The organism is Ferrovibrio sp. (assembly GCF_025869515.1).
Lineage (GTDB): Bacteria > Pseudomonadota > Alphaproteobacteria > Ferrovibrionales > Ferrovibrionaceae > Ferrovibrio.
The window spans coordinates 1-12,024 of sequence record NZ_JAOZVR010000035.1 but is presented as its reverse complement, the minus strand read 5'-3'; the positions used below and the strand labels follow the sequence as shown (position 1 = coordinate 12,024).

Annotated in this window: 10 protein-coding genes; 7 read left to right on the top strand and 3 right to left on the bottom strand. The window is 64.1% G+C overall.

Annotated elements, in window-relative coordinates:
- Positions 1 to 56 precede the first annotated feature (56 nt).
- The 5 genes from OJJ21_RS04975 to OJJ21_RS04955 all read left to right on the top strand — a co-directional run bounded on the left by OJJ21_RS04975 (position 57) and on the right by OJJ21_RS04955 (position 6,768).
- Positions 57 to 980 (top strand): sulfite exporter TauE/SafE family protein, encoded by a 924-nt coding sequence (locus OJJ21_RS04975; protein ID WP_297683751.1) that lies wholly within the window; start codon positions 57 to 59, stop codon positions 978 to 980.
- Entirely contained in the window at positions 977 to 1,750 is a 774-nt protein-coding gene (locus OJJ21_RS04970) for a TIGR02186 family protein (RefSeq protein ID WP_297683749.1), read from the top strand. The genes OJJ21_RS04975 and OJJ21_RS04970 overlap by 4 nt, the downstream gene beginning before the upstream one ends.
- A 98-nt stretch (positions 1,751 to 1,848) precedes the next feature.
- Positions 1,849 to 3,009, top strand: a complete 1,161-nt coding sequence (locus OJJ21_RS04965; protein WP_297683747.1) for an acyl-CoA dehydrogenase family protein — start codon at positions 1,849 to 1,851, stop codon at positions 3,007 to 3,009.
- Positions 3,010 to 3,011: 2 nt separating this feature from the next.
- The gene (locus OJJ21_RS04960; protein WP_297683745.1) at positions 3,012 to 4,286 is read left to right on the top strand and encodes an MFS transporter; all 1,275 of its coding nucleotides are present in this window, start codon (positions 3,012 to 3,014) and stop codon (positions 4,284 to 4,286) included.
- Between the two features lie 148 nt (positions 4,287 to 4,434).
- Positions 4,435 to 6,768: a xanthine dehydrogenase family protein molybdopterin-binding subunit gene (locus OJJ21_RS04955; protein WP_297683743.1), complete on the top strand. Its 2,334-nt coding sequence runs from the start codon at positions 4,435 to 4,437 to the stop codon at positions 6,766 to 6,768.
- Between the two features lie 73 nt (positions 6,769 to 6,841).
- On the opposite strand, the gene OJJ21_RS04950 is transcribed toward OJJ21_RS04955, so the two are convergent.
- The 3 genes from OJJ21_RS04950 to OJJ21_RS04940 all read right to left on the bottom strand — a co-directional run bounded on the left by OJJ21_RS04950 (position 6,842) and on the right by OJJ21_RS04940 (position 10,091).
- Positions 6,842 to 7,291 (bottom strand): response regulator, encoded by a 450-nt coding sequence (locus OJJ21_RS04950; protein ID WP_297683741.1) that lies wholly within the window; start codon positions 7,289 to 7,291, stop codon positions 6,842 to 6,844.
- Positions 7,292 to 7,310: 19 nt separating this feature from the next.
- Entirely contained in the window at positions 7,311 to 8,783 is a 1,473-nt protein-coding gene (locus OJJ21_RS04945; protein WP_297683739.1) for a CHASE3 domain-containing protein, read from the bottom strand.
- A gap of 84 nt (positions 8,784 to 8,867) precedes the next feature.
- The gene (locus OJJ21_RS04940) at positions 8,868 to 10,091 is read right to left on the bottom strand and encodes a cytochrome P450 (protein ID WP_297683736.1); all 1,224 of its coding nucleotides are present in this window, start codon (positions 10,089 to 10,091) and stop codon (positions 8,868 to 8,870) included.
- Positions 10,092 to 10,155: 64 nt separating this feature from the next.
- On the opposite strand from OJJ21_RS04940, the gene OJJ21_RS04935 reads away from it, so the two are divergent.
- Both OJJ21_RS04935 and OJJ21_RS04930 read left to right on the top strand, forming a co-directional pair.
- Positions 10,156 to 10,584, top strand: a complete 429-nt coding sequence (locus tag OJJ21_RS04935) for an NUDIX hydrolase (RefSeq protein WP_297683734.1) — start codon at positions 10,156 to 10,158, stop codon at positions 10,582 to 10,584.
- 189 nt (positions 10,585 to 10,773) lie between these two features.
- The gene (locus OJJ21_RS04930; protein WP_297683732.1) at positions 10,774 to 11,994 is read left to right on the top strand and encodes a hypothetical protein; all 1,221 of its coding nucleotides are present in this window, start codon (positions 10,774 to 10,776) and stop codon (positions 11,992 to 11,994) included.
- Positions 11,995 to 12,024: the final 30 nt, after the last annotated feature.

The following is a 12,024-nucleotide window of genomic DNA, read 5'->3' as shown; positions in this document are numbered from 1 at the left end:
TTATAAGCAGTCGATAGAACAGTCCGCCGCGCAGTCGTCAGGGTCCGGCCACAATTATGCAGATCTACCTCCCCATTGCCGAGTTGTCGGTCAGCATCTGGTTGCTGCTCGGCCTTGGCGGGGCGGTGGGGTATCTGTCGGGTCTGTTCGGCGTCGGTGGCGGTTTCCTGCTCACCCCCTTGCTGATCTTCATCGGCGTACCGCCGCCGGTGGCGGTGGCCACCTCGGCCAACCAGGTGGTGGCAGCCAGCGTCTCGGCTGTTTATGCCCATTGGCGCAAGGGCAATGTCGATTTCAAGATGGGCGCCGTGCTGCTGGTCGGCGGCCTGGTCGGCTCCAGCTTCGGCGCCTATCTCTTCGCGGTGCTCAAGCGCCTCGGCCAGCTGGATGCGGTGATCGCGCTCTCCTATGTGCTGATCCTCGGCACCATCGGCAGCATGATGCTGACCGAAAGCATCCGTGCCCTGCGCGTCAAGCCCAGTACGGCACCGGTGGTGCGCCGCAAGCGGCTGAACGACCATGCGCTGATCCGCGCCCTGCCGTTCAAGATGCGCTTCCGCAAATCGCAGCTTTATATCAGCGCGCTGATGCCGCTCGGCCTCGGCATTCTGGTCGGCATCCTCGCCGCAATCATGGGTGTGGGCGCCGGCTTCCTGCTGGTGCCGGCGATGATCTACCTGCTCGGCATGCCGACGGCCATCGTGGTCGGGACATCCCTGTTCCAGATCATTTTCGTTACCGCCAATGTCACCATGCTGCATGCCATCACCACGCAGACGGTGGATGTGACACTGGCGCTGCTGCTGCTGGTCGGCTCGGTGATCGGCGCGCAATACGGCGTGCGCCATGGTGCCCGGCTGCGCGGCGAACAGATCCGCGGTCTGCTGGCGGTTCTGGTTCTCACGGTGGCGATCGTGCTGGCAATCGAGCTGATCCTGCCGCCCGATGATCAGTTCTTCCTTGAAGCGGGGCCGCGATGAGGGGCGCGCTCGTCGTTCTGCTGCTCCTCTGCGGTGCCGGTCAGGCTTTCGCGCAGGCGACGCCGAATGCGCCGCGCGGCCCGGCGCCGGCCGATGCGCCGCTGATCACTGATCTGTCGTCGCATCTGATCGCCATCACCTCCAGCTTCACCGGCACCGAACTGCTGCTGTTCGGCGCCATCGACGAGCCCGGCGAGGTGATCGTGGTGGTGCGCGGACCGACGGCCACTTCGGTGGTGCGGCGCAAGCGGCCGACGCTCGGCTTCTGGCTGACCCGGCGTTCGGAAAGTTTCGACAACGTGCCGTCCTATTATGCGGTGGCGAGCAGCAAACCGCTCGACGCCATTGCACCCAGCAGTCTGCTGCAGCGCCTGCAGATCGGCACCGAGCATTTGCGCTTCCGCTATCTGGGCACACGTCGGCCGGAGGATGCCGGCGACTATCACAGGTCCATCGTGCGGCTGAAAACCCGCGACGGCCTGTATCGCGAAAGCATCGGGGCGGTGGATTTCCTCGGTCCCAAGCTGTTTCGCACCGCCATCAGTTTTCCCTCCACCGTGCCGGTCGGCACCTACCAGACCGAAGTCTACCTGATCCGCGACAACCGCATCGTTGCCGCGCAGTCCACACCGCTGTTCATCGACAAGCAGGGCATCGAACAGGAAGTCTACGATTTCTCACGCCAGGAACCGGCGGTTTACGGTCTGGTCGCCGTGCTGCTGGCGGTCTTCTCGGGCTGGCTGGCCGCTGTCGCATTCCGGCGCGGCTGAGACACCAGAATCCTGCGCAAGTTTGCATGCAGCGGCTTGCGTCATCCCGCCATTGTGCCAAGCTTGCAGCAGACCTTATGGAAGAGTGAGTGCCCCCGATGGACAAGGATACGCTGGAGCAAACCCGGCTCGGCCTGCGCCGGTTCGTTCGCGAAAAACTGGTCCCCCTCGAAAAACAGGTTGCCGACGAGGATCGCATCCCCGATGAGATCCGCCGCAGTTTTGCCGAGATGGGCCTCTACGGCATCTCGATCCCCGAGGAATACGGCGGTCTCGGCCTCGACATGGCCGAGGAAGTCGAACTGGTTTTCGAGCTGGGCTGGACCTCGCCGGCCTTCCGCAGCCTGTTCGGCACCAATGTTGGCATCGGCAGCCAGGGCATCCTGATGGATGGCACGCCGGAGCAGAAGGAAACCTGGTTGCCGCGACTGGCCAGCGGCGAGGTGACGGCGTCATTCGCGCTTACCGAACCCGAAGCCGGTTCCGATGCCGCCAGCGTGAAGACGCGCGCCGAGCGCCAGGGCGATCATTACGTCATTAACGGCACCAAGCGTTTCATCACCAATGCACCGCATGCCGGCATCTTTACGCTGATGGCGCGCACCGAGCCGAGCAACAAGGGTGCCGGCGGCGTCACCGCCTTCATCGTCGATGCCGGGACACCCGGCATCACCATCGGCAAGCCGGATAAGAAAATGGGTCAGCGCGGTTCGCATACCGCCGATGTGATCTTCGAGAATGCCAAAGTTCCGGCTGCCAACATCATCGGCGGCAAGGAAGGGCAGGGCTTCAAGACCGCCATGAAGGTGCTGGATCGCGGCCGCCTGCATATCTCGGCCATGTGCGTCGGTGCCGCCGAGCGCCTGATCCATGAATCGGTGAGCTATGCGCGCGACCGCAAGCAGTTCGGCCAGGCGATTGCCGAATTCCAGCTGATCCAGGCCATGCTCGCTGACAGCCGCACCGAGGCCTATGCGGCGCGCTGCATGGTGCGCGATGCGGCCGAGCGCTATGCCGCCGGTGAAACGGTGTCGATGGAAGCCTCGTCGTGCAAGTATTTCGCCTCCGAGATGGTCGGCCGCGTGGCTGACCGTGCGGTGCAGATTCATGGCGGCTCGGGCTATATCCAGGAATATGCCGTCGAGCGCTTCTACCGCGATGTGAGGCTGTTCCGTCTCTATGAAGGTACCAGCCAGATCCAGCAGCTGGTGATCGCCAAGCAGATGCTGCGCCAGGCCGAATCCGGCCAGGACGCCTGATCATGCCGGAAGACGGATCAGCCAGTCGCAGCCCGGCACAAAATTCGGCACGCACCGCAATCATCCTGGTCGGCCTCTGCGCCCTGCTGAATTTGCTTTCGCGCGGCAGTGGCGAAACCTTCACCACCTTCCTGCTCGCCCTGACGGCGGAATTCCAGGCCAACCGCGCCGATGTCGCGGCAATCTATTCGCTGCAGATGCTCCTGGCCGGGATCTGCGCGCCGCTGGCGGGATACTGCTTCGACCGTTTCGGCCCGCTGAAGCTCTATATCGGCGGCCTGCTGCTGCTGATCGCCGGCCTGCTGCTGGCGTCCTTCGCCGGCGCGGTCTGGCAGATGTATATTTTCATCGGCATTGGCGTTGGCGGTGCGGCGGCGGCCTTGGGCAATGCGCCGCATTCGGCCCTGCTGGCCCGCTGGTTCGATGGCAACGGCCTGACGCGCTCGATGAGCGTGGTCTATGCCGGCCTGGGCGTCGGTTCGCTGCTGCTGGTGCCGCTGGCGCAGCTGGTGATCGAGACCTGGGGCTGGCGCAATGCCTATCGCATGCTGGCGGTGATCGCGCTGGCGGCGATGCCGGCACTGCTGCTGGTGTCCTGGCCCACGGTGCAGGCCGGCCGCGTCCGCCTGCCGTCGCCGCCGCCGAAAAAGGACGGCGACGTGGTCGAGACCCTGGTGGTGATCGAATGGACCATCGGCAAGGCGATGCGCAATCCGGCCTTCTGGGGTCTGGCCTCGGTTTTCTGCTTCACCTCGGCGGGCATGTTCTCGGTGCTGGTGCAGGCCGTGGCCTATCTGGTCGAACTCGGCTATGCCCCGCTCAAGGCGGCCTCGATCTACGGCCTGATCGGGGTGCTGACGCCGGTCGGCATTCTTGGCTTTTCCTGGCTCGATGCGCGAATCGGCCGGCACAGTTCGGCGGCGCTGTCCTATTCCTTCAGCCTGCTCGGGCTGGGCTCGCTCTGGGCCCTCAAGGCGTGGCAGTCGCCGCTGCTGCTCTGGAGCTTCGTCCTGCTGGTCGGCCTGTCCTTCGGTGCCCGCGGCCCGATGGTGGGGGCGACGGCGGCCCGCATTTTTCACGGGCCGCGCTTTGGTGTCATCTTTGGCACCATCATGGTGGGCAGCGGCTTTGGTATTGCCTTCGGCACGTTTTCCGGCGCCATCCTGCATGACATCACCGGCGGCTATACCGCCGTCTTCCTGTTTTCGGCCGTTTGCATCCTGATGGGCGCGATGCCGTTCTGGACCTATCGCTCCCTGCGGGCCTATGGCCCGTAAGGCACCGCGCGGTGACCGATGCCCGGGATTGCAGGGATGCAATCCGGCGGGTTGAAAGGATGGGCCAAATGCCTATCATTTACCGCAAAATCGCCCCCAGAAACGTCGCTGGAAATCCGGCGGCGTCTTCCCTGAAAGGACTGCCCGTATGACCAAGTTCGGCCAGAGCCAGCCGGTTCGCCGTGTCGAGGACCAGCGTTTCATCACCGGCAAGGGGCGTTATACCGACGATATCAGCCTGCCCAACCAGGCCCATGGCGTTTTCCTGCGTTCGCCGTATGCCCATGCGAAGGTTCTGAAGATCGACACCACCGCGGCCCAGGCCGCGCCGGGCGTACTGGCAGTCTACACCATTGCCGATCTCAAGGCCGCCAATATCGGCGACCTGCCCTGCACCATCCCGCTGAAGAACCGCGATGGCAGCCTGCGTGCCGACCCGGCGCGCCCGGCGCTGGCCGATGGCATGGTGCGCCATGTCGGCGATCCGGTCGCTTTCGTGGTGGCCGAGACGGCGGCCCAGGCCCGGGATGCTTCGGAGCTGATCGAGGTGGATTACGACGCCCTGCCGGCGGCGGCCAATCTGGCCACCGCGATGGAACCGGGGCAGCCGCAGATCTGGGCGGAAGCCCCGAACAATCGCGCCTTCGACTGGGAAATCGGCGACAAGGCCAAGGTGGATGGCATCTTCGCCGCTGCCGCCAAAACGGTGAAGCTGACGCTGGAGAATAACCGGATCATCGTCGCTTCGATGGAGGCGCGCGTCTCGCTGGCATCCTTCGACAAGGACACCGGGCGTTTCGCGCTGCATGTGCCGACCCAGGGCGTGTGGGTGCAGAAGAAGCTGCTGGCCAAGATCTTCGGCCTTCCGGACGAGAAATTCGCCGTCTACACCGCCGATGTCGGCGGCGGCTTCGGCATGAAGATTTTCATCTACCCGGAACAGGTACTCACCCTGTTCGCCGCCCGCGCGCTCGGCCGTCCGGTCAAGTGGACCTCGGAGCGCAGCGAGGCTTTCCTCACCGACACCCATGGCCGCGCCAATCTCACCCATGCCGAGATGGCACTGGACAAGGACAATCACTTCCTGGCGCTCCGCATCCACAACATTGCCGATATGGGTGCCTATCTCTCCACCTATGCGCCGATGATCCCGACCATGGCCGGCACCAAGGTACTGTCATCGGTCTACCGCTTCCAGGCGGTGCATGCCCGCGTCGAGGGCGTATTCACCAACACCGTGCCGGTCGATGCCTATCGCGGCGCCGGCCGCCCGGAATCGAACTACATCATGGAGCGCCTGATCGATACGGCGGCGCGCGAACTGCAGATCGATCGCGCCGAACTGCGCCGCAGGAACTACATCCCCAACAGTGCCTTCCCGTGGACCAGTGCGATGGGCCTGGTCTATGACTCGGGCGATTTCGAGGGCACGTCGAATGCGGCGCTGAAGGCGATCGACTGGGCCGGTTTCGAGGCGCGCCGCGCTGCGGCCGCCAAGCGCGGCCTGCGCCGTGGCATCGGTATGGCTTACTATCTTGAGGCCACCGGCGGCGCACCGACCGAGCGTGCCGAGATTCGCTTCGCCGAAGATGGCTATGTCGATGTTTATGTCGGCACCCAGTCGACCGGCCAGGGGCATGAAACCGCCTATACCGAAATCGTGTCGCAGCAGTTGGGCGTCGATTTCGACAAGATCCGTATCAAGCAGGGCAACAGCGACATGATCCCCACCGGTGGCGGCACCGGCGGCGCGCGTTCGCTCTATTCACAGGGCGGCGCCATCCTCAAAACCAAGGATGCGATCATCGACAAGGGCAAGGCCGTGGCCGCCGACATGCTGGAAACTGCCGCCGGCGATATCGAATTCGCCGCCGGGCGCTTCAGCGTGGCCGGCACGGATCGCGGCATCGGCATCATGGAGGTGGCGACCGAGGCGCGCAAACGCGCCGGCGTCGGCTACGACCAGGCTGCCGGCCTCGATACCGCGATGGATCACCAGATTCAGGCGATCACTTTCCCGAACGGTTGTCATGTCTGCGAGGTCGAAATCGACCCTGCCACCGGCGTCGCTCAGGTGGTGCGCTATGTGGTGGCCGACGACATGGGCAAGGTGATCAACCCCACCATCGTCAAGGGCCAGATCCATGGCGGCGTGGTGCAGGGCGTCGGCCAGGCGCTGTACGAGCATGTGGTCTACGACGAGGATGGCCAGCTGCTGACCGGCAGTTTCACCGATTACTGCATGCCGCGCGCCGACAATTTCCCCGATATCGAAGTGATCCTGTGCGAAGTGCCGTGCAAGACCAATCCGCTCGGCGTGAAGGGCGCCGGCGAGGCGGGCGCGGTAGGGTCGGCGCCGGCCACGATCAGCGCGATTGTCGATGCGCTGGGCGATCTGGGCATCACCCATGTCGACATGCCGGCAACGCCGCAAAAAATCTGGCAGATCATTCACGAGCGCGAGGCACAGGCCGCCGAGTAGTCCGGCTGTATCGGAAAAACCGGAACGGCGGCCTGCAAAGGCTGCCGTTTCCGTATCTGCGGCGGCATGCCGGTCAGTGGCGGCCGTTCTCCGGCACCTGCATCACGGTGAAGAACAGGCCGAGCTGGCGGATCGCCTGGGCGAAATGCTCGTAGTCGACCGGCTTGGTGATATAGACGTTGCAGCCCAGGTCGTAGCAGCGCTGGATTTCGCGGCGGTCGTCGGTCGTGGTCAGCACCACCACGGGCGCCATGTGCAGGCCTGGGCTCTGTTTGATCCGCTGCAGGATGTCGACGCCCGACATGTCGGGCAGGTTGAGGTCGAGCAGGATCAGCAGGGCGTCGCCCTTGTGCTGATTGCCGCTGCCGTCGCTGCCGAGCAGGAAATCGAGTGCGGCGCTGCCGGTGGCGAACGGTTTGAGCTCGTTGTTCACGCCGGCGCGTCGGATATTCTTTTCGATCAGGCGGGCGTGACCTTCGTCATCTTCCACCATCACGATGGTCACAGGCAGTTGTTCGGACATCGTCATTCCCTTTCGGGGATCAAGCTGTCCACCGTTTCGGTAAAATTACGGTAAAGGTCGTGCCGTGCCCGAACTCGCTGTCGACACGGATGGTGCCGCCGAGGCGGCGAACCAGCGCGCGAACATGGGCAAGGCCAATTCCCTCGCCGGGGCGGTCCTGTGCACCGGCGCGGCGGAACAGCTCGAAAATGCGCTCGTAATCCTTCTTGTCGATGCCGCGGCCGTTATCGGCAACACGGATGACGGCAAAATTGGCACGCTCTTCGCTATCGATCTGAATGCGCAGCGGCCGGTCGTCGCGGCGGTATTTGATCGCATTGTCGATCAGGTTGGAAAAGACCTGCTCCAGCGCCAGCCGGTCGCTGATGATTTCGGGTAATGCGGCGATATCGATCTGCCCGTCGACTTCCTGCAGGCGATGCGCCACATCCTTCGACAAGATTCCCAGCAGGGTCCCGAGCGCAATGGGCTGCGGATTGAATTCGCGACGGCCGGCGCGCGACAGGTTGAGGATCGCGTTGATCAGCCGGTCCATCTTGGCGATCGAGGATTTGATGAAGCCGAGTGCTTCGTTCACTTCGCGGCGCAACTGCACGCGCTGCTCCGGTGTTGCCGGGGCGTCGCTGAAGATATCGCCCTGCAGGGCTTCCATCTCGCTGGTAAAGCCCATGATGTTGACCAGCGGCGAACGCAGGTCGTGACTGACGATGAAGGCGAAACGCTGGATTTCGTCATTCGCCTCGCGCAGGTCGGCGGTACGCTCGGCCACACGCTCTTCCAGGCCGCGATTGGCCTGCTCCAGATCGGCATGGGCCCGTTCAAGCTGGGCATGAGCCGTCGTCAGCTGCAGGCTGCGTTTGCGGATCAGGGTGATGGCGGCCAGCGCCAGAATCGCAATCGTCAGGCCGCCGGCGAAGTTGACGACGAACAGCAGGATATTCGTGCGGTCTGAATATTCGCGGCGATCGCGCAGCAGGCCGCGTTCATCGCTCAGCATCGCAAGAATCTGGGCCAGAATCTGGTTCATCGCATCCAGGCCGGTATTCGAGCGCACCAGGCCCTGCATTTCAGCCTCGCGTCCGGCCTGTTTCAGGGTGATGGCCTGTTGCAGTTCGTCGAGCTTGTGCTGCACCGCAGGCAGGACCGCCCGCAGCTTGCCGACCTGCTGCGGGTTGTCGGAAATCAATTGCTCCAGTTCGGCCTGGATTTCGCCCAGCCGGCGGCGACCAATTTCGTAATCGTTCAGATAGGCCGGGTCGCCGGTCAGCAGGAAGCCGCGCTGACCGCTTTCGGCGCGGCGGAGAGCACCCTGATAAGTCACGATGGCGGCGTTGACTTCCAGCGTATGTGCAACCTCTTCCGATGCTCTGTCCGCTTCATGCACCAGCCACAGCGAGGAGAGACTCATCGTCACCAGCACGACGAAGCCGGCAATCAGCAGGCCGAGCTGGATCGGAATGCGTGCGTTGATAACGGGCAGGGTGATGCTCATGGGACGGGTGCGGAATCCTAACAGACTGACAGTGTTCGATATTATCGAAAATCATCTGCACCCGAAGTAAAAAAACGGATCGTTTCAGGCTGCGATGCACCTGATCTGCAATCCGTTCAACCCGCGCACCACGATCGAATCGCTCCAGTCCGGCGGCGCGGCCAGGGCGATGTCGCGCAGCCGCTCGAGCAGGATCGGAAACGCCACTTGGCCTTCCAGTCGCGCCAGCGGCGCGCCGAGGCAGAAATGGATGCCGAAGCCGAAGGTGAGGTGACGATTGCTGTCCGCCCGCGCAATGTCGAAACGGTCCGGGTCGACAAAAGTTTCGGGATCGCGGTTGGCGGCTGCCAGCATCTGGAACACACGGTCGCCCGGCTGCATCACCTTGCCGCCGAGTTCGTATTCCGCGGCCACCACGCGCACCTGCGCCAGCGACGGCCCGTCCCAGCGCAGCATTTCCTCCACTGCCGCGCTTACCTGCTCCTCGTTGCCGCGACCGGCGCGCAGGGCCTGCATCTGCGCAGGATGGCGCAGCAGCGCCAGCATGCCGTTGCCGAGCAGGTGCGTGGTGGTCTCGTGACCCGCAAATAACAGCAAAACACAGGCGGCCACCAGCTCGTCGCGGTTGAGGAAGTCGCCGCGCTGCTGGGCGGCTACCATTGCGGAGGCAACATCGTCGGTCGGGTTGCGCCGTCGTGCCTCAGCCAGGTCGCCGAAATAGGCATTCATCTCGCGGATGGCGGCATTGGCGCGACTGTATTTGTCGGCCGACAGCCGCGAGGCCAGCACGAAGCTGCCGAGATCGTCCGACCATTGCTTGAGCAGTTCGACGTCTTCCAGCGGCACGCCGATCAGCAGGGCGATCACCGTGGCCGGCAGCGGGTAGGCGAAACGCGCGATGAAATCGGTTTCCGGCTCCTGCAGCAGGGTGTCGACCAGTCCGTCGACAATGGTTGCCACCTTGGGGCGCAGGGCGGCGACGGCCGAAGTGGTGAAGGCGCGGTTCATCAGGCCGCGCAGGCGGGTGTGATCGGGCGGATCGTTGAACACCGCCCAGAGCGCCATATGGGCGCCGAGATCCGCCATGCCATCCCGGGTTTTTTCAGGGAGATGGGCGAAGAAGGGCCGCATGCGGTCGGACGACAGCCGGGGATCACGCAAACTGCGTCGGATGTCGTCGTAGCGGGTCAGCAGCCAGCCGCCCAGCCGCGCGTCCCAATGGACCGGGTCGGTCTCGCGCAGCCGGGCCAGCGCGGGATACGGATCGGCAATCACTGCCGCGTTGCGGGCATCGAATAGCGCCGTCACGGGCATTTCCTCCGGGTTTTTGTTATGGTGGAACCCTGTTGGCAGGCAGTATGGAGACAAAGGCATGCCGCGTGAATACCCGCCGAATCCGCTGGTCGGGCTGGGCGCGATCGTCTGGAAGGGGGGGCGGGTGCTGATGGTCCGGCGCGGCAATCCCCCGCGGGCCGGCATCTGGAGCCTGCCGGGCGGTGCCCAGCATCTGGGCGAAACGGTGCAGGCCGGCATCCACCGGGAAATCGCCGAGGAGACCGGGGTCAGCATCGAGCTGCTCGGCCTGGTCGAGGTGATCGATTCGATCCAGCAGGATGCCGAAGGCCGGATTTTGTACCATTACACCATTATCGACTTCGCCGCCCGCTGGATCGCCGGCGAGGCGGTGGCCGGAGATGATGCCGCGGCGGTCGCCTGGGTCGACCCGGCCGAGCTGCACCGGCTGGACCTGTGGGACGAAACCATCCGGGTGATCGAAAAATCGCGGGCCTGGCTGGCCTGACCGGGGCCGGATTGTTTGCTCCGCACCCGCCTTATGGTTTAGTAGGGGTGGGGTTTTCGCTATCTATCGTCGGGCAGGGGGATGAATTTTCCAAGGGGGTCCGCGTCGCAATTCCAGCCTGCGAAGTTTGAAGAGCGCGGGACGGCGGTTGCTTTCACCACGCCGGCCTTGAGCCAGGCGCGCGTGCGCATGGACAGCCGTGAGAATCTCGAACTGACCGTATCCGCTTTTTCCGGCGTCAAGGGCAACTACGTCATCCGCTGGAAGGATGTGCCGGACATCTTCCAGCTCACCATGCATGACCGCGCGCTGCAGGAAGAAATCTTCAAGCGCAATTCCTGCCTGCCGCCCGATGTGCGCATGGCAACGCTGGAGACCGCCCGCACCGGGCTGGCCGGACCCGAAGCTCAGCGCAGTGCCGAGGAAGCTATCACCGAGGAGGAAAACGAAATCCTCCTGACCCGGTATTACCTGTTCAAATCGGCGCTGGAAAAACTCTCCGGCGGACAGATGACCCTGCATGTCTCGGACTTCACCTCCACTGCCGGACGCGATCGCATCCGTTCCGGACTTGGCGAGATCGCCAAGAAGTTCGGCACCAATGCCAACGAGCTGTATGACCGGCTGGAGCGCTGGGGGCAATTCATCGCGCCGCTGGGCATGCCTGGGATGCCCAAGGACAGCCGCCTGCGCCGTCTGATCGGCGGCATCACCAATCTGGGCCAGAGTCTGAACCACTGGGCCGATACCGATAAATCCGAGGCTGCCGATCTCGCCCGCGGCATCGCCAAGGTGGCCTATTTCACCGAAGACTTCGCCCGCGATCTGGCGGCGGCGGCCGTACGCCCGGTCGAATATGCCGAACGTGTCCTGTCCAACTGGGAGAAGGCGACCGAGGCGCTGCAGCGCGATATCGGCCGTCTGTGGTGGACGGTGGATGGCTGGGAGTTCATTCTGCTGCTGTGGAAGGATGCTGAAGGGCAGGATCGTGACCACCAGCGGATGCGACCCCGGGGCCTTCAGCGCCTTGAGGAAAGCCGGGTCATCGACGGCGTAGTCGCCCATGTCCTCGTGGAACTTGGCGGTCGCCTTCGCCGTGCCGGATTCAACCTCGACCTGGGCTTTGAGCACCGGCTCGTTGGTCTCGAAGCGGTTGATGAGCATCGACAGCTCATCGCCCCGGAGGTGGGCGACCAGCTCGAAACTCTCGGAGCGGGCCTCCATGCGCGGCGCGGTGCTGGCGCTGCCTGCCGCCGCCGTGGGAGTGTCCAGGTGTTCGCCATTGGGGCCATGGGCGCCGGGCGCAGCCCAGGTACCCGCGCTGGAAAGAATCAGCAGGAAGGCCACCGCGGCGCCGGACAGCCATTGCTGCCAGCCATCGGACCACGAGCCACGTCGGGAAAGGGATAGGGAATTCATGGAAGGAGTCCGAGGGTTTGT

Excerpts from the sequence above, each read along its gene's own strand:
- OJJ21_RS04975 (WP_297683751.1), top strand. The coding sequence starts at position 57 with ATGCAGATCTACCTCCCCATTGCCGAGTTGTCGGTCAGCATCTGGTTG.
- OJJ21_RS04970 (WP_297683749.1), top strand. The coding sequence starts at position 977 with ATGAGGGGCGCGCTCGTCGTTCTGCTGCTCCTCTGCGGTGCCGGTCAG.
- OJJ21_RS04965 (WP_297683747.1), top strand. The coding sequence starts at position 1,849 with ATGGACAAGGATACGCTGGAGCAAACCCGGCTCGGCCTGCGCCGGTTC.
- OJJ21_RS04960 (WP_297683745.1), top strand. The coding sequence starts at position 3,012 with ATGCCGGAAGACGGATCAGCCAGTCGCAGCCCGGCACAAAATTCGGCA.
- OJJ21_RS04955 (WP_297683743.1), top strand. The coding sequence starts at position 4,435 with ATGACCAAGTTCGGCCAGAGCCAGCCGGTTCGCCGTGTCGAGGACCAG.
- OJJ21_RS04950 (WP_297683741.1), bottom strand. The coding sequence starts at position 7,291 with ATGTCCGAACAACTGCCTGTGACCATCGTGATGGTGGAAGATGACGAA.
- OJJ21_RS04945 (WP_297683739.1), bottom strand. The coding sequence starts at position 8,783 with ATGAGCATCACCCTGCCCGTTATCAACGCACGCATTCCGATCCAGCTC.
- OJJ21_RS04935 (WP_297683734.1), top strand. The coding sequence starts at position 10,156 with ATGCCGCGTGAATACCCGCCGAATCCGCTGGTCGGGCTGGGCGCGATC.
- OJJ21_RS04930 (WP_297683732.1), top strand. The coding sequence starts at position 10,774 with ATGGACAGCCGTGAGAATCTCGAACTGACCGTATCCGCTTTTTCCGGC.